The sequence below is a fragment of the Candidatus Poriferisodalis sp. genome, assembly GCF_965215815.1.
GTDB lineage: Bacteria > Actinomycetota > Acidimicrobiia > Acidimicrobiales > Poriferisodalaceae > Poriferisodalis.
This window is the reverse complement of record NZ_CBDCEO010000013.1, coordinates 2020057-2036517: the sequence shown is the minus strand read 5'-3', so window position 1 is coordinate 2036517 and position 16461 is coordinate 2020057. Positions and strand designations below refer to the sequence as shown.

Annotated in this window: 14 protein-coding genes; 5 read left to right on the top strand and 9 right to left on the bottom strand. The window is 65.6% G+C overall.

Annotation, left to right across the window (positions count from 1 at the left end; translation table 11 throughout):
• Nucleotides 1–87 precede the first annotated feature (87 nt).
• Nucleotides 88–1638 (top strand): transposase, encoded by a 1551-nt coding sequence (locus ACOOHB_RS19175; protein ID WP_420443967.1) that lies wholly within the window; start codon nt 88–90, stop codon nt 1636–1638.
• Nucleotides 1639–1803: 165 nt separating this feature from the next.
• Here ACOOHB_RS19175 and ACOOHB_RS19170 read toward each other — a convergent pair whose 3' ends face one another.
• From ACOOHB_RS19170 to ACOOHB_RS19145, 6 genes are all read right to left on the bottom strand, one after another.
• Nucleotides 1804–2202 carry a type II toxin-antitoxin system death-on-curing family toxin gene (locus ACOOHB_RS19170; RefSeq protein WP_420446388.1) on the bottom strand — a complete coding sequence of 133 codons (399 nt, stop codon included), beginning with the start codon at nt 2200–2202 and terminating at the stop codon, nt 1804–1806.
• Nucleotides 2199–2408 (bottom strand): hypothetical protein, encoded by a 210-nt coding sequence (locus ACOOHB_RS19165; protein ID WP_420446387.1) that lies wholly within the window; start codon nt 2406–2408, stop codon nt 2199–2201. The genes ACOOHB_RS19170 and ACOOHB_RS19165 overlap by 4 nt, the downstream gene beginning before the upstream one ends.
• Nucleotides 2409–2541: 133 nt before the next feature.
• Nucleotides 2542–3264: an enoyl-CoA hydratase/isomerase family protein gene (locus ACOOHB_RS19160; protein WP_420446386.1), complete on the bottom strand. Its 723-nt coding sequence runs from the start codon at nt 3262–3264 to the stop codon at nt 2542–2544.
• Nucleotides 3257–4252, bottom strand: coding sequence for a CoA transferase (locus tag ACOOHB_RS19155; RefSeq protein WP_420446385.1), 996 nt, complete (start codon nt 4250–4252; stop codon nt 3257–3259). The genes ACOOHB_RS19160 and ACOOHB_RS19155 overlap by 8 nt, the downstream gene beginning before the upstream one ends.
• A complete protein-coding gene (locus ACOOHB_RS19150) occupies nt 4249–5061 on the bottom strand; it encodes an enoyl-CoA hydratase/isomerase family protein (RefSeq protein WP_420446384.1) in 813 nt (270 codons plus the stop codon). The genes ACOOHB_RS19155 and ACOOHB_RS19150 overlap by 4 nt, the downstream gene beginning before the upstream one ends.
• Nucleotides 5004–5246 carry a hypothetical protein gene (locus ACOOHB_RS19145; RefSeq protein ID WP_420446383.1) on the bottom strand — a complete coding sequence of 81 codons (243 nt, stop codon included), beginning with the start codon at nt 5244–5246 and terminating at the stop codon, nt 5004–5006. The genes ACOOHB_RS19150 and ACOOHB_RS19145 overlap by 58 nt, the downstream gene beginning before the upstream one ends.
• A 113-nt stretch (nt 5247–5359) precedes the next feature.
• Between ACOOHB_RS19145 and ACOOHB_RS19140 the strand changes: the two genes are divergently transcribed.
• Nucleotides 5360–6526: a hypothetical protein gene (locus ACOOHB_RS19140; protein ID WP_420446382.1), complete on the top strand. Its 1167-nt coding sequence runs from the start codon at nt 5360–5362 to the stop codon at nt 6524–6526.
• Between the two features lie 18 nt (nt 6527–6544).
• Here ACOOHB_RS19140 and ACOOHB_RS19135 read toward each other — a convergent pair whose 3' ends face one another.
• Both ACOOHB_RS19135 and ACOOHB_RS19130 read right to left on the bottom strand, forming a co-directional pair.
• Nucleotides 6545–8263, bottom strand: a complete 1719-nt coding sequence (locus ACOOHB_RS19135; protein WP_420446381.1) for an N-acyl-D-amino-acid deacylase family protein — start codon at nt 8261–8263, stop codon at nt 6545–6547.
• A 91-nt stretch (nt 8264–8354) separates the two neighbouring features.
• The gene (locus ACOOHB_RS19130) at nt 8355–10109 is read right to left on the bottom strand and encodes a uracil-xanthine permease family protein (RefSeq protein WP_420446380.1); all 1755 of its coding nucleotides are present in this window, start codon (nt 10107–10109) and stop codon (nt 8355–8357) included.
• A gap of 155 nt (nt 10110–10264) precedes the next feature.
• Between ACOOHB_RS19130 and ACOOHB_RS19125 the strand changes: the two genes are divergently transcribed.
• From ACOOHB_RS19125 to ACOOHB_RS19115, 3 genes are read left to right on the top strand one after another with little or no spacing between them, the layout of a single operon-like run.
• A complete protein-coding gene (locus ACOOHB_RS19125) occupies nt 10265–10939 on the top strand; it encodes an alpha/beta fold hydrolase (protein ID WP_420446379.1) in 675 nt (224 codons plus the stop codon).
• Nucleotides 10845–11795, top strand: a complete 951-nt coding sequence (locus ACOOHB_RS19120; protein ID WP_420446942.1) for an alpha/beta hydrolase — start codon at nt 10845–10847, stop codon at nt 11793–11795. The genes ACOOHB_RS19125 and ACOOHB_RS19120 overlap by 95 nt, the downstream gene beginning before the upstream one ends.
• Before the next feature lie 4 nt (nt 11796–11799).
• Nucleotides 11800–12186 (top strand): VOC family protein, encoded by a 387-nt coding sequence (locus ACOOHB_RS19115; protein ID WP_420446378.1) that lies wholly within the window; start codon nt 11800–11802, stop codon nt 12184–12186.
• Between the two features lie 47 nt (nt 12187–12233).
• On the opposite strand, the gene ACOOHB_RS19110 is transcribed toward ACOOHB_RS19115, so the two are convergent.
• Nucleotides 12234–16460 carry a PEP/pyruvate-binding domain-containing protein gene (locus ACOOHB_RS19110; protein ID WP_420446377.1) on the bottom strand — a complete coding sequence of 1409 codons (4227 nt, stop codon included), beginning with the start codon at nt 16458–16460 and terminating at the stop codon, nt 12234–12236.
• Between the last annotated feature and the right edge of the window lies 1 nt (nt 16461).

Genomic DNA, 16461 nt, shown 5'->3' with positions numbered 1-16461 from the left:
AGCGCCCATCTCCCACTCCGTCACCCCCGACCACCCTCCTAGGAGGGTGGTCGGAAAGTTCGGGTGTGGGTCCTGGTGTTGGGGGGCGTGATCGCGGATGATGGTGGGGTGCGCGGTTCGGCTGATGGTCAGGGTTCGATTTTCGATGTCGGGGTGATGGTGGGCGGCCTGCTCGACACTGAGGGTTTCTTGGCGACGTTGGGGCAGGCTCGGGGCGAGTTGTTCTGTGATGCCGATTTTGATGCGTTGTACGCGTCTGGCCGTGGTCGGCGGTCGCATCCGCCGTCGGTGGTGGCGGCGTTGTTGTTGTTGCAGTTGTTCTATGGCGTGTCGGACCGCGAGGCGGAGCGCCGTTCGCGGTTCGACATGTCGTGGAAAGCGGCGCTGGGTTTGCCGTTGGAGCATCGGGGGATAGCGCATGTGGTGCTGGTGGAGTTCCGGGCGCGTCTGGTTCGCGCCGGGATGGAGTCCTTTTTGGGGGATCGTGTCAAGATCGCAGCCAAACGCGCCGGGGTGATCGGCCATCGCCGCACGATGGACTCGACCGGTGTGGCGGACTCGGTGCTGACCCAGGACACGATCACGCTGATCAGGTCCGGGGTCCGCAAGTGCATCGAGGTGCTGGGCGGGATCGACGCCGGGGCCGCAGCGGAGCTGGCGGGGCTGTTGTCGCGTGAGGACTACGACCGGCGAGGCAAACCGCAGATCATGTGGGCTGATCCCTGCGCACGGGCCGCTTTGGTCGCGGAGCTGTTCGGCGACGCCGAGACCGTCATCGGGTTCTGCGCCCGTTTCGGGGACCCGGGCCTGGCTGGGGCGGTCGAGCTGCTGAGGGTCGTGGCGGGCCAGGACATCGAGATCGCCGCCGACGACGACGGAGCCCAAACCCCGCGGATAGCTCAAAGAGTGGCCCCCGGCCGGGTCATCTCGATGGTCGATCCCGACGCTCGGCACGGGCACCGTTCCCGCTCGGACCGCTACGACGGATACAAGCTGCACGTCTCCGCGGATGTGGACTCGGACCTGATCTGCTCAGCGACCGCGACGCTCGCGACTGTCCACGACGCCGCTGTGATCGAAGACCTCATCGACGCCGACCCGGTCCCGGTCGCCGAGATCATCGCCGACACCCACTACGGATCGGGGCCCACCCGTCAAGCGATGGCCGACCGAGGCATCGACCTCGTCGCCCCCGCCCAGCCGATCCCGACCCGCGGCGACAAGCTCACCAAAGCCGACTTCGACATCGACCTCGAAGCAGCGACGGTCACCTGCCCGCAAGGAAACACCGCACCCATCCCGCCGCCGAACGGCGCCAAACGGCGCCAGGTGCGGTTCGCGGCAACGGATTGTTCAGCATGCGAGCTCAAGCCCCGATGCACCACACGCGACGGCGGCCGCATCATCGAGATCAACCCCCACGAAGAACTCCTCGCCCCCGCAAGAGCACAACGCCACGAACCCGAGTTTCTCGCCAGATACCGATTGCGATCCCAGGCCGAACGCAAGATCGCCCAGATCAAGTCCCGCACCAAAAACGTCCCCTGGCGCGGCCTCGACAAGGCCAACCTGTGGCTCGACCTGCGCATCGCCGCCCTCAACCTCGACCGCGCCGGCCGCCTCGGCATCATCAGGTAAAACACCCGCCCCGACCGGCGACCCCGGGCCCCACTGGCCGACCGACGATGTGCCTGGGCATCATCAGGCAGAACACCCGCGCCCAACCCACCCCGAACCACCAACCAGACAACCGCGCACGCTCAACAAACAACACACACCACACCCCAATTGCCGACCACCCTCCTAGGAGAATGTGACTCCCTCACGGAGCCATGCTGCGAGGGATTCTTCGTCGATGTCGCCAGCTGCCACGGCGAGCATCGTCTGTTCTGCGTCGTCGAAATCGGGTGGATCAGGATCCCAGCGTCCGCCATTGAGATCGATGAACATGACGAGTGCTGCCCAAGCTGCTCGCTTGTTGCCATCTGGCAGCGGATGGTTGCGTGCCAAGCGCCAGCAGAGCACCGCTGCTTTGTCCATCAAGTCCGGGTAGAAATCCGTCCCGCCGAAGCTCGCTTGCGGGGCGTGCAGCGCTGAGTCAGCCAATTCGATGCGGGCAGATCTGGATAGCTCTTCAGCCTGAACTCCAGTGACCTGCTCGGCGAGCCAGAGATACTCAGCGATGCTCAGATACCTGGTCACCGTGCGAGCCGCTCAAGCAGCTCGCGATCTCTCTCAAGCAGGCGTTTCGCCGTGGAAGTGAAATCGTCGTCTGCGCGCACCCGGCCGATCTCGGCGCGCAACGAGTCGACGATGAGCGGATTCATACTCGAACCTTGAACGCGGGCGACGACCTCAGCTTCCTGCGCCAGATCGTCCGGCAGCCGGACCGTCGTCTGTCTTGTCATGAGATCATGATATCGCGATACCACCCATGAGTCCTCGCACGCGCCCCGAAGCAGGCATCCACGCAGGCTGCCTTGCGCGCTCAGGCGGCGTGACGATGAGCGGCAGTCAAGAGCACAGCAGAGTTGCTGTCCCTCAGGCGTCTGCGCCAGCGGCAACGAGGCTGGCCCAGCGACGCTCGGTGGCGAGGCCGTGCTCGAGCGGAAGATCGTTCGCGGCGCGAAGACAGCGACGGAGCGCCCGTGCTGTGAGCGGGTTGATGCGCGCAAGCTCGCTCGCCAGCTCGACAGTCCTGCCTTCGAGGTCATCGGGCGGGACGACCTCGCAGACGATGCCCAGACGCTGAGCCTCGACGGCGTCAATGCTGCGTCCGCTGAGCACCAGTGGCAGCACTGCAGTCGGTCCTATTGCGGCGGTCAGGCTCTGAGTGCCGCCTGCAGCGGGCAGCATGCCGAGCTTAACCTCGGGCAGTCCCAGGATCGCATCGGTGCTGGCGATGCGCAGATCGCAGAGCAGCGACATCTCCAGTCCCGAGCCGAGGGCGTAGCCGTGCAACGCGCACAGCGTCGGCACCGGCAGATTCACAAGCGGCAGCCACGGGTCGCGGTCCCAGCGGATTTGCCGTGCCTCGAAGATGGATTCGGCTGTGCCGAACTCGGACAGGTCGGCCCCGGCGCTGAAGTGCTTGCCTTCGGCAGCGAGCACCACGCAGCGCACATCGGGCACGTCGCGGACTGCCGTGATGGCCTCAATCAGCCCGTCGCGCATCTCGAGGTCGTAGATGTTGAGCGGCGGATGGAGAAGCGTGATCGTGGCAACGCCGTCGTGATCGAAGACCAGCCGGACTCGCTCAGCCATACCTGTTCCCATCGGTCCGGGCGCCGACGGTCACAGTGCAAGCGGCCCGGGCGGCAAGCGGCGCGACGGCACCAGCGAGCGAAACCCCCTGATGTTGCGACGCGGTGCCGGTTAGCTGATCCAGCGCAACGGCCGCTGCTCGAAGCCCGGCGAGGGGGTCGGGATAGGAGTACGCGGGCGCCCGCGGCTCATCGCCCAGCCAGCCCAGACCCGACGCGGCGTGCACGCCCGTGCCGTATGCGATCCAGCCCCGCTCGACAGAGCTCGATTCGAACGCCGTGATTGCCATGGTGCGCAGACCCGGGTGCCGAGCACAGAGCTGCGAAGGCAACAGGTCGAGATTGGCCAGTGCCCGCGGAGACAGTGAGGTGACCAGCAGGTCGGCCAACGCCAGCATCTGGTCGAAAGAGCGTCGGTCTGCTGCAAGCCGCAGATCCACGTCAACCACGGTCTTGTGAGCGTTGAGCTCTGCGTACATGGACGAGCCCGCCAAGCCGTCGGGGCGGGCTGCGGAGGTGACCTTGTGGATCTCGGCACCAGCACGACCCAACAGTTCCGAGCACAGCGGGCCCGCCCACATCGAGGTCAGATCCACCACATTCGCTCCGTCGATGCTGGTCGTAACGGTGGGCTCGTCGCCAAATGCACTCGCAACCGGGCGGCCAGATTCCTCAGGTATCCGGCGATACGGCGTGACTGGAAGGCGCCATTCCTGCGCGGCAACGGCGACGGCGTCGGGGTCAGACTCGTTTCGGTGCACCTCGGCGAAGCGTTCCCACGTCTCGACGTCGTCGGGCCCGAGGTCGACGCAGAGCGCGCCATTGCCCCAGGGCACGGGGGCGCTCGGCACGTCGGCAGTACCGAGCCGGCGGGGCAGGTCGATCCACGCTTCCCCGTCTCCCACCAACGTGCGGCCCAGCCGACTGTCAATGGCCGCGGCCAATTCAGATCCGTACGCGAACAGACCCGGTGGAAGCCAGACGCTCATCGCCCACAAAAGTCCGGCGGGCGCTTGTCGAAGAATGCGGCGAGGCCCTCGGCGCGGTCGTCGGTGGCGGCCAGTTGGTGGTTCAAATCGCCCTCGAGACGGAGTCCGTCGGCGAGGGGAAGCTCTGAACCCCGGTGGACGGCTTCTTTCGCGAACTCAAGTGCTAACGGCCCTGCGCCGGCCAGCTCGTCGAGCCAGCGTTCGACAGCACCGTTGAGGTCTTCTTCCACCGCACCTATCAGGCCCCACTCCAGCGCCGTGAGTGCGTCAATCTCGCTTCCCAGCAGCAGCATCGCACTGGCCCGGGATCCCCCGACTGCACGAGGCAGGCGCTGCGTGCCTCCCCAGGACGGGAGCCGGCCATCGACGGCGTCGCGCATCGCAAAGCGAGCGGTCTGATCGCACAGGCGGATATCGCTGGCGAGCGCAATCTCGAGTCCGGGTCCGTAGCAAGCGCCGCTGATGGCGCAGATCACCGGGCTCCTCACTGCTGCCAGCGCTGATGCCGGATCGGGCTGGAGTTCGAGCGGATCGAAGCTGATGCCCGAGCAGAAGTCAGTGCCGGGTTCGTTGCGCAGGACCAGCACAGCCGGTTCGCGTGCCTCGCGCACCGACGCGCAGAGGTCGGCAAGTGCACGCGCTGCGACGCGGTCGAGTTCGCCGCCGTCCAGGGTGTGTTCGATGCGGTTCAGGGTGCCACCACCCCCTTGGGTGGCCGGCGCAGGTTGCCTCGATACGGCCTCAATCGGCCTCAGTCGGCCGACTTGGTCTTCTTTGGCTCCTGCAGCGCCATGTCCTTGCCGTCGCACTGCAAGGTCACCGCGCCCGGCTTGGTGACGAGCACCTCGATACCGGAATCTTCGTCCTGGTAACGCTTGCCGACCTTCAGGCCCTCGCCACCGGCGGACGAGGAAATGACAGCCTCGCCACCCTTGGTGACGATGACCTGCACACCACCGTCGAAGTCCAGACGCTCTCCAGCCTTGGTCGCCACAGCATCCCCCTGGTCTCATCGTTTCAATGCGGAATGTGGTCGCTACGAAGCTACACGTCGCGCACCCGCGTTACCTCACGGCAACAACGAGCAGCGCCAGACACAATGGCCCGGTGACCGAACGGCAAACAGCGCTCGTGGTGGGCGGCACCGGGCCCACCGGTCCGCTCGTCGTCAACGGGCTCATCGAACGCGGCTTCGACGTGACCATCCTGCACACGGGGCGGCACGAGACCGAGCTCATCGACCCAGAAGTCCGACACATCCATACCGATCCATTCGACGGCGAGGCCACCGGCGAAGCGCTCAGCGGCGAGGACTTTGACGTTGCCGTGGTCATGTACGGGCGTCTGCGGGTGCTGGCACAGCTGCTGGCAGAACGCTGCGACCACTTCGTGTCGATCGGCGGCGTCGGCGTGTACCGCGGCTTTGGCAGTCCAGATGATCTGTTTCCCCTCGGCATGCCCGTCCCGCTGCCGCACGGCGCGCCACTGGTCGGCGACGGGGAGGAGTTTCGCAAGCTGCGAATGATTCGGGTCACCGAGGAAGCCGTGTTCGAACACCATCCGCAGGCCATTCACCTGCGCTACCCGCAGCTGTACGGTCCTCGCCAGCCGCTGCCGCGCGAGTGGCCCCTCGTGCGGCGAGCGCTTGACCGGCGGCCCTACCTTGTCGTGGCCGATGGCGGCCTCACGGTGAAGAGCCAGGGTTGGATCGGCAACGCCGCCCACGCGACGCTGCTGGCCTGTGACGCACCTGCTGCCGCGCTCGGCGGCATCTACAACGTGGCCGACTCGTCTGCATTGTCGATTGCACAGATCGCGGAGGTCGTCGCCGACGAGCTCGACCACAGCTGGGAGCTGGTGTCGCTGCCGCATGACCTTGCGGTCCCCGCCCGCCCGCTGGTGGGCAGCTGGTCCACCACGCACCGGGTGCTCGACATCGGGCCGACAATGCGGGATCTCGGCTACCGAGATGTGCTCGAGCCCGTCAACGCGTGGCGCGCCGCCGCCCGTTGGCTGGCAGACCATCCGCTCGAGCGCGACGGCGCACTCGAGCAGCGACTGGGTGATCCCTTCGACTACGAGACCGAAGACCAATTCGTGGCGGCCTGGAAGGACGCACGGCGGGGCTTCGAGGAGGCCATCGCCGACATCGAATGGCTCAGCGAGCCCAACTACGGCAGCGCGTACGTCGGCGACCGCCCCAACCCCGGTGTCTCACAAGAGCGTGAGAGCCTGAACTCAGCCGCCTCCCGGCCGAAGCCGGTGACCGGCTGAATTGCTCAGCGGGATTGCTCAGCGAGCCAGCGGGCCGCGCAGCAGGTGGCCCGGCACAGCACCGGTCACCTTGCCGTGCTCAGTGATGACCTCGCCGTTGACGATCGTGGCCGCGAAGCCGGTTGCGGTCTGACGCAGGCGTGGCTCACCCGCCGGCAGGTCGTGCACCAGCTCGGGCAGATCAGGTGTGACCGTCTCGGGATCGAACACGTTCACGTCAGCGGCCTTGCCGACGGCCAGCACGCCACGGTCGTCGAAGCCCCAAGCCGTCGCGGGCAGCTGGGTGATGCGGCGCACCGCATCGGCCAGCGTGAACTCCTGGCGGTCGCGAACCCAGTGTCCCAGCAGGTGAGTCTGCAGCGACGAGTCCATGATCTGGGTGACGTGCGCTCCGCTGTCGGAGAAGGTCGGGATGGCGCGGGGATGCTTCATCAGGCGCAGCACCAGGTCCTGATCCTGGTTGGCGATGGCCTGGACAAAGAACAGCTCGAGGTCGCTGTCGAGGGCGATGTCGACGAAGGCGTCCATCGGCGTCACGCCCCGCTCGGCAGCGATCTCTTCGATGGAACGAAACGGCGGCAGTGGCTGCGTCAGCGGGTAGATGTGCGCCCACACGGGCTTGCGGGCTTCCGGCCCGAGGGCCCGGCCGTAGTCGCCGTTCGTGGCCTCTTCGACCAGGCGGGCACGAAGGGCGGCGTCGGATAGCGCGGCCCTCTGTTCAGCCAGCGAACCCGCGCGCACGTCACGCCACAGCGGCAGAGCGTCAAACGGCAACGCGGTGCGGAACGACAGCAAGGTGCCGAGGTGGCGGGTGTGCGCCTGACCCCACGAGATGCCCCCAGCAGCGTTGATGCCGTCCAGCAGCTTGATCACTGGCTTCCAGTGATGGTCCGCGCTGGAGGGGGCCAGCATTCCGTAGGTGATCGGGACACGGGTACGGGCACCCAGCTCGACGAGCTTGGCGATGTAGGCGTCGTTCCGCTCGGCGTCTCGCGAGCGCAGATCGCCATGGTTCGCCAGCTCGAAGATGCCAGCGCCCATGGCGCCCATCTCGCTGATCAGCGCATCGATCTCGGACCATTCCGCCATCCGCGAGGCAACCGGGCGGTCGTCGGCGGTCTCGTGGTTATAGGAAATGGACGTGGTGAAGCCCATAGCGCCGGCGCGCAGCGAGTCGCGCAACTGCTGCAGCATCAGCGCGAGCTCGTCATCGTTGGCGCCTCGATCGAACGCCGCCTCGCCCATTGCCCAGGTCCGAAGCGCCGAGTGGCCCATGTAGCCGGCGTAGTTGATGCCCTTCGGTGTGGCCTCGACAAAGTCGAGGTACTCGGGGAACGTCTCCCAGGTCCAGTCGATGCCTGCCGCCATGGCCTCAGCGGAGATGTCCTCTGCCCGCTCGAGGTTGCGCACCACCAGGTGGCGGGCGTCGGGCCGGGCAGGTGCCAGCGTGAAGCCGCAGTTGCCCATCACCGCAGTGGTCACGCCGTGAAAGCACGAGCTCTCGCCCATCGGGTCCCAGGCGATCTGGGCATCCATGTGGGTGTGCACATCGATGAAACCGGGCGTGACGGCGTGGCCTTCGGCGTCGATCGTGCGGTCGACACGGCGGCCGGCCAGTTCTCCCGGTTTCTCGCCGATCTCGGCGACCACGCCGTCGGAGATGAGCACGTCGGCCCGGCGCGGCTCGGCGCCCGTTCCGTCGACCAACGTTCCGCCTGAAATCAGCAGATCACCCATCGCTGTCTCCCTTCGTCGCGCTCTTGCATGCCGACCGCTCGTACTGTGACCACCGACCCTCATGCGATTCCGCCTGGCGGCCTGAACAGAACTAGCGCGATCCACTCACCTGGACAGTAACGACATCGAGACCGTGATACTTCTGATGCTGCACCGAAGAGGTGTAGTGCCGAAGCAAGCGCAGCGTCATGGCGCTTGCGTCCACCGAGCCTGGGGCAGCTTCGGCTTCCTCGCCCAGGTAAGCCAGTCGATCTTCGAGGTTCTCGTCATCGAAGACGGCCATGAACTCCAGTTCCACCACGGTGTCGGCCGGACGCGCTATGACGATCAAGCGAGGCACTGCGCCGTTCGGAGCGGTCTCGTCCAAGTCCACAAGACTCATCAGCGTCTCCTCGCCCGCGGAACGCAGCCGCTGGGTCGACACGTCGTTCCAGCGGAGCCGAGCGGCGAGACCCGAGAGGAATTCATCGAGCTCCGGTTGGCAGGCAGTACTCAACGTGGCGTCGAGACGTCTGCGGTCACGGCCACCGATGAAGTTGGACAACGTGACCATCACCACCGCGGAGAACGCTCCGACCATGACGCCGTTGTTGGCCAGCGGACCCCACACGTCGCCGAGCAGGTCTGCGATGAGCGTGTCCTGTTCGATGCCTGCGCCGAGGGCGAATGCCACGCCCAAGATGACAGCATCGCGTGCGCCGAGCCCCCCTTGAAGCGCTGTTCGAATACCGCCCACGAAGAGCAGCCCCGCGATGCTCAACAGGTAGGACCCGGCAACCGGTCCGGGGACAGCGAGCAGCACCGCGCTCAACTTGGGAAGCAGCGCCACTGCCACGAGGCCGGCCCCGATGTACACGCCGACGCGTCGCGCCGCGACCTGAGTGAAACTTGTGAGCGCCACGCTGAAGGCCCCGTAGCTGCACAATGGCGGCGACCCGACCGCGCCGGCCAGCACGAGGCCGGCCCCGGTGACGTTGATCGAGCCCTGCACACGACGGAAGTCCGTCACGCGCCGTGTACGCCATGACTGCTGCTGCACGAGAACGTTGTCACCTATGTTCTTGATGCCGTCCACCAGAGCGACCAACGCAAATACCGGCAGCAATGACCAGAAGCTCGCACCGAAGTTCGGCTCGAAGCCAGGGAATCCCGCACCGGGAAGGCCGATCCATGGCGCTTCGACGATCTCGCCAGCGTCGTACACGCCGAACAGCAGCGCGACCCCGCAACCCGCTCCGATCGTAATAAGCGGCGCCCAAATCCTCCACGCCCCTCGGGAACGCAGGGCGAGCGCCGTGGCGGCGATCAGCGTCACCAGACCGACGATCGGACCCCCAGCCGCCGGCGTTCCTTCGGGTACGTTGCGAATCCCGTTGAAGCACACCGGCAAAAGCGTGACGGCGATGAGCATGAGCACTGTGCCTGAAACCAGCGGCGTGATGATCTTGCGCAGCTTGGGAAGCCAGAAAGACAACAGGAAATAGGAGATCGCAGCGGCCGCGGTCAGGCTCGACAGCATGGTCGGCCCGCCTTCTGAGAGCGCCAAGATCGAGATCGCCACGTACGACGGCGACACACTCACCATGAACACGAGCCCAGCACCGAATCTTCCGACACGGCTGGCCTGCAACGCAGTAAGGATCCCGCTGACCAGCAGCGCCGCAAAGACAGCCCAGGAGACATAGCTGTCGTCCTGGTCGCTCGCCTGGGCCGCAAACGATGCCAACAGCACGGTCGGTGCCACGACCAACAGGACACCCTGCAGGGCAACACTGATGCTCACCCGTTCCGGGCACCGATCATCAGGCTCGTAGCGGACAGCAGCCTCTGCTTCGTCAGCTGACATCTGCGTCGGACCCTAGTCGTGGGCTCTTGGTGCAGATGGGGCGAATTGTCAGCAAAGCCGGGCGCGATCCGGACTTCGACGCTGGGAATTGTGGCTGCGGCTAGCGCCGGATCGCCGACTCAAGCTCCGGCAGAACCGCAGTCGGGTACTACGTGATGCTGCTGAACCACGGCAACAGCCTCAATACCGGCATGTGGGCCACCGTGGTACCACATCTGCAGGATGGCTTTCACTGCTGGGGCCTCGATTTTCGCGGCCACGGTTCAGCGCGGCCCCAGTACGACGACATGTCTGTCGAGCGCAGCCACTTCGTCGACGAGGCGTACGAGCGGTTCGTGTCCAAGCTTCCTTTCTCGGCCTGCGAGCCCGCGGCGGTGCGCGCGTATGTCGAATTGGGCACGTACTCGTTGGGTGACGGTGCCGTTCGACTTTCCTGCTCGGGCGACACAGAGGCGCGCATCTACGTGACCGGTCGACCCATCGAATACACCAAGCTCAGCACCGTCAGATGCTCTGCCGTGATGGCGCGCGGTGGCTCCCTTGCCGCCAAACGGAACGACATACCGCCGAAGCTCGCACAGCCCATCGCCGAGACCCTCGGCAACGACGCTTGCACCAGACCCAGCTGTCGTGGCCGCACGGGCGGTCGACTCGGTTGCCGGGCACACTGCGCCCGCATCGACACGGCGAAATATGCTCCCGGCCGTGACTCTCGAACTCGAAGCATCCCGTGTCATCGCCCAGCTCAACGCCCTGGACCGACCGACGTTTCAAGACGTCGGCCCCGAACGTGCCCGCAAGGGCTTCGAGGAGCTGCCGCCCGGCGGTGAGCCGGTCGACGTTGCAGCCACCGAGGATCGGACGATCCCCGGCCCCGACGGCAACGCCATCGCGGTGCGCATCTACCGACCCGGCGACGCCGCCGCGACAGCTGACGAGAACGGCGCGCTCGGTTGCCTCGTGTACTTCCACGGGGGCGGCTGGGTAGTCGGCAGCATCGAGACCCATGACCTGACGTGCCGCTCCCTGACCATGCTGGCTGGGGTCGTGACCGTGTCGGTGGACTACCGCCTAGCTCCTGAGGATCCATTCCCGGCGGGTCCGAATGACTGTTGCGCCGCCACGCAGTGGGTGATCGAGAACGCCGACGACCTGGGTGTCGACCCGCAGCGCGTCGCAGTCGGCGGCGACAGCGCCGGGGGCAACCTGGCGGCCGCTGTGGCACTGATGTGCCGCGACGGCGCAGCGAACGGCGACGCCTGCGGCCAGCCGGTACTGCAGGTGCTCATCTACCCCGTCACCGATTTCGACCGTGATACCCATTCGATGATCGCCAACGCCGAGGGCTACCTGCTGACCCGTGAAACGATGGCGTGGTTCGACGACCTCTACTGCCAGCCGTCGGAACGCCGGAACTCATATGCGGCTCCGCTCGCTGTCGACGACCCGTCCGGAGCAGCGCCGGCATTCGTCATCGTGGCCGGCCACGATCCGCTGCGCGACGAAGGGGTCGAGTACGCGCACAAGCTCGCCGAGGCGCAGGTGCCCACCACGCTCATCGAGTACCCGGGCCAGTTCCACGGCTTCTTCGGCATGACCCGATTCCTGGATCAGGCCAACGAAGCCCAAGAACTCACGGCCCTCGCGGTGCGCCGGGCACTTGCACCAACTGCTCCGCAGGAGTAGCGACATGCCTTTGCGAGACAGCTATCCGGCCGGGACGCCCTCGTGGGTTGACCTGATCACGAGCGACGTCGCGGGAGCGTTCGACTTCTACCGGGCGGTGTTCGGCTGGGAGGCGTCATCGTGGGACGAATTCGGGCCCTCGGGCCGCATGTTCACACTTGGCGGCGAACCGATCGCCAGCATCTCGGGCGAACCGCCCCCGGGCGTGCCGCCGCACTGGAAGGTGAGTTTCGGTTCAGCCGATGTCGACCACGCCTGTGAGGCCGCCACTGCGAATGGCGGCACGGTGCTCATGCCCCCGAACGACTGGGGTCCGGGCCGCGTCGCCACCGTTGCCGATTCCGCCGGAGCGGTCTTCGACCTCGTCACCCTGACCGACTGGCCGCAGTAGCGCAATACCGCTGCCGTGCCGAGTTGTGCAGCCGTGGACGAAGTCGGCTAGAGAGACCCCAACACGCGACGGGCGGCTCGGATGGCGGTGTCGGTGCGGGCTTGGCCGGTGATTCGTCGTATGTCGACTCCGTCGGGCGCGGTGTCGGCGATGGTGGTGCGCACATCGTCGGTGATTGCTGAGCGGCCGTCGACGATGATGACCTGGGTGGGCCGGTAGTCGCGTATGAGGGCCGCTGTGGCTTCGGGCAGCGTTCCGGGGGCGGCGTAGGCGACTGCGGAGTTCTCTGTGGCGGCTGCCATGGCAGCGGCGACCCCGACATCGGGCGGGGACCAGCCGTTGGCGATGATCAGGGTGATGCTGTCGGGTGCGGCGGCAGGGTTGCCGAGCACGCGGCGGGCTGCTTGTGCGGCGGTGTCGATGCGGTCGGTTCCGGTGAGCCGCGACACGCTCGCTGCTGGCGCTGTGGTGGTGATGTCGTTCTCGACGCCGGGGCTGATCGCGCCGGTGCCGCCGACCAGGACGACGCGTGCTACCTGGTAGTCGCGCAGCAACGCCGCGGATGCTTCGGGCAGGCGGTCGCGCTGGGTATAGATGACAGCGGATCGGCCGCTGCGCGCGGCCAGCGCCGCGGCCGCGCCGATGTCTGGCGGGGACCAGCCGTTGGCCACGATGAAGGTGACCCGGCCGGCATCTGAGGGTCCGCCCAGGATGCGTCGTGCGGTGGCGGCCGCGGTTTCGGCGCGATCCGCTCCGGTGACTCTGTTGATGTCGGAGTCGGGTGATGCGAAGCGGATCTGGCCGCGGACATCGCGTGACACCGCCGCGATGCCGCCCACGATGATCACCTCGGCCGGGGACGCCTCCCGCAACAGCTCCCCCAACTCGGTCGGCAGCTCGTCCCCCGCGGTGTAGGTCACCACCGCGCTGTCCGAGCGGGCCGCCAGCACCGCCGCCGCTCCCACATCCGCGGGGCTCCACCCATTCGCCACCACAAACGTCGCAATACCCACATCCAAGTCACCGTCACCGCCGCTGCCACCGCCGGTGGCGCCGGGACCAGTCGGACCAGTCGGACCAGTCGGACCAGTCGGACCGATGGTGACGGTGGCCGTGGCGGAGTGTTCTCCGTCGCTGACAGAGTAGGAGAAACTGTCCGTGCCGTCGGTGTCCGGCGCGGGCGTATAAATGACCATATTCTGTGCAGTGAGTGCTGCTGTTCCCTTCGTCGGGCTTGATACCTCAGTAGCGATCAAGGCGTGCGAGTTCGGATCAGTGTCGTTGCTCAGCACATCGATCAGGACGGCCTCGTCCCGGGTCCTAACGACAAAGTCGTTGTTTGCCTGAGGCGGTTCGTTGGTCCCGCTGCAAGGAGTTCGCTCGCCCGCATCGCGGTCGATCGTCCCACCGCCATCGGGACCGACGACGGTCAACTCCAACCGGTTCGACAGTCGCAGGCCATCACGGGTGCAGATGGCACCCGCTATCGAGCATGGACGCCTTGCGGGCAGAACGATTTGGACATTGGCATTGCTGTCAGGAGTGACGACAACGTTCCATTGGTCGCTGCGTCTGTCAACGCGCGAAGCGCTGGTCACGGTTCCGCCCGACACCTCAAAGGCGTCATCCCTCACATCGACATAAGGGTTCCTGATCGGGTGGCTGAAATCGATCTGCAGATTGATCACGCTGCCGTCGTGCTGGCTGGGCGGGCTCTCAAGGCTCGCCGTGAGCGCATCGGCATCTGTAGTGTCGGGGGGCGTGGCAGGGGCGGGTGGGGTGAAGATCCACGGGCGCGCCTGCTTTATCGAGAGCGTGTTCTCACTAGTGATCTTGAACTCGATCTCCATCGCGAAAGGGTCCGCCGTCCCAGCGTTGTACAACGAGGAGAAGCGGGAGTGAATCTGATCAAGGTTGTCGCGCAGCTGTGAGAGTTGCGCGTTGCTCAAGAGCAGTTCTCCCCGCTTGGCCAGGCTGGACAACGAGATGACATGGTACGCCCCGCCATCTCGCAGCAGGATCTCCTCAGGCAGGGAGGCCGCCTCGGGGTTGGTGACCAGATCCTCTCCTATCTGACTGTTGACGTAGTGGTTCCCTCTCGTGCCAAAGGCAGGGTCGGCACTGACCGCGACACCGTTCACCCGTTCGTCCGTGAAGTTGGGATGAACCAACACGCCCATCGCCACCGTCAGATGGTCGATCCTGTGGAACTCCCGCCCGTCGAAGGCGCGGTAGTTCCACAGGCTGGCGTAGACCTCCTTGAGCGACTTGTCGATCCCGTCATCCGCGGTCTCACTAGGTTTCTGCGTCTTGGAGTCATACAGCCCTGCACCGTTGAACCCAGGCAGATCCTCATTGTTGGTGCTCGACCGGTAACGCAGCGACTGTCCTTCCGGGTAGGTGTCGTGCAACGCGGTCAGCGCGCTGATGATCCAGGCCGGCGAGTCGCCGTCCTCGATATTCTTGCGCAGCTTCTTCAGTTGCTTCACCTGCTCATCCTGACTTGACTGGAAGTCGGGGTCGGCCAGCATCTCCTCGACCTGCTCGTAGAACCCGTTGTGCTTCATGAACTCGTCGTAGAAATAGAACGGAATGGCAAAGCCGTCCGGCACCCTTCCCTGTGGAAGGCCCAGCTTTCCCAACACGGCCAGATTGGACGCCTTCACTCCGTACTCTTCACAGTGTTGGAACCCGATGCTGCTCAATGGGCTGACCGTGGTCGTGGGGGTCAGAACCCGGCGCAGACGCTGTACCTCGGCTGGCCGGGACGATTCGTAGTGGGCATTCACCTCGGCCAGTGTCGCGGCTCGCATCTCCCAACCCTGCTCGGTGACCCGATAGAAGACGTGGCGGTCCAACAGCGCGCTGATCGTCGAGTCGTTGAGGGCGTCGCGTACGTAGGCGTTGGGAATACTGTCCTGTGCGGCCCGTAGATTGACGTGCGACAGCGGGGTTTGCGGCACCGTGCTGATGATGCCGGCGACGCGCGGCAACTCGTTGGGGAGCGACTCGTAGATGACGATGTCGCGCTGGCGGGGGCGCTCATCGGGGTCCATATTGCGCAGCAGTCCATATCCCTCGCCTGGATTCAAGGAGATGAAGGAGGCCTCCGGGAACTCCTCGTCGTCGTATAGGAGGTTGACTCTGGAGTCTTGGAAGGAGGACAGATGCGGGCGGAGGTCAGATAGCCAGGAATTGGGGATCCGGTAGGCCAGGTTGTCGTCGAGAATTCCCATGTTGGCGGCGAGCAACGCATAGACGCGCTCAACGTCTTCCAGCCCGTCCACGCCATCTTGCTGCTCGTATCCAAGCAATATGTCGAAATCGAAGAGACCTAGGCTGCCATCGGGAGCCGCTATGTTCGGATAGTAGGAGAGTGAGCCGCGAAACATGCCTGATTCATGTGCGATGCCCAAGTCCTCGAGAATCTGAAAGTGGCTGGGCGTCGAGTTTGCGTTGCTGAAATAAACCGCGGGGCGGTCGGTGTGCATGCGCATGACCATGAACTTGAGCAGGCGACCTCCCCGTACTTCAATAGAGAGCCGCTCGAACGTCGCACTATCAGGGATGGCGGCGGCGCCTACGCTGATGGAAAATGCTGAACCAGTGGGATTCACCGGGCTCATGCCCACGCCATCTCCGAGTTCCGTGATGTCGTCGACACAGTCGCCATCGACATCGCCGGGATCAGAAACGAGGTACTTCTCCACCCGATATTGATCCACGGGCAGGGCGGCCACGTTCTCCGCGATGGTCGTGGTACCTGCCTCGCCTCGAATCACCGCGACCCCCCCCCAATCGGTCACGTAGAGCACGAAATAGTCAGCGGTTGTGGACGGCACCACTATCGGCACAGCACTCACCGCGACCTCAGTCGCGGTCGGGCGTTGAGGAACGCTGACCTCCGCTGCAGTCGACTGGGCGCTGACATCTGCGCCGCGCAGTGCCTGTACCCCATACCAATAGGTCTCGCCAGGTGTCACGGTGGTGTCAGAGTGGGCTGTGTCGGTCGAGCCGGTGTCAGAGACTAGAGCGGTCAGCGTTGCGCTGTCCGGGCCGCGCAGCACCCGGTAGCCGGTGACGCTCGATAGGTCTGCTGTGGGGGCGTCCCAAGTGAGGTTGACGCCGCAGGCATCCGGCTCACCGTCGAGGACGGCGGGTGCTTCAGAAACGCCTTGGGCGCGGGCCGGCGTGGCCAACCACATTAGTGCCATCATGACCGCCAGCGTCCCGATAGCGGGACGGGACTGCTTCGAGACAGCAAGTCTGCTCATG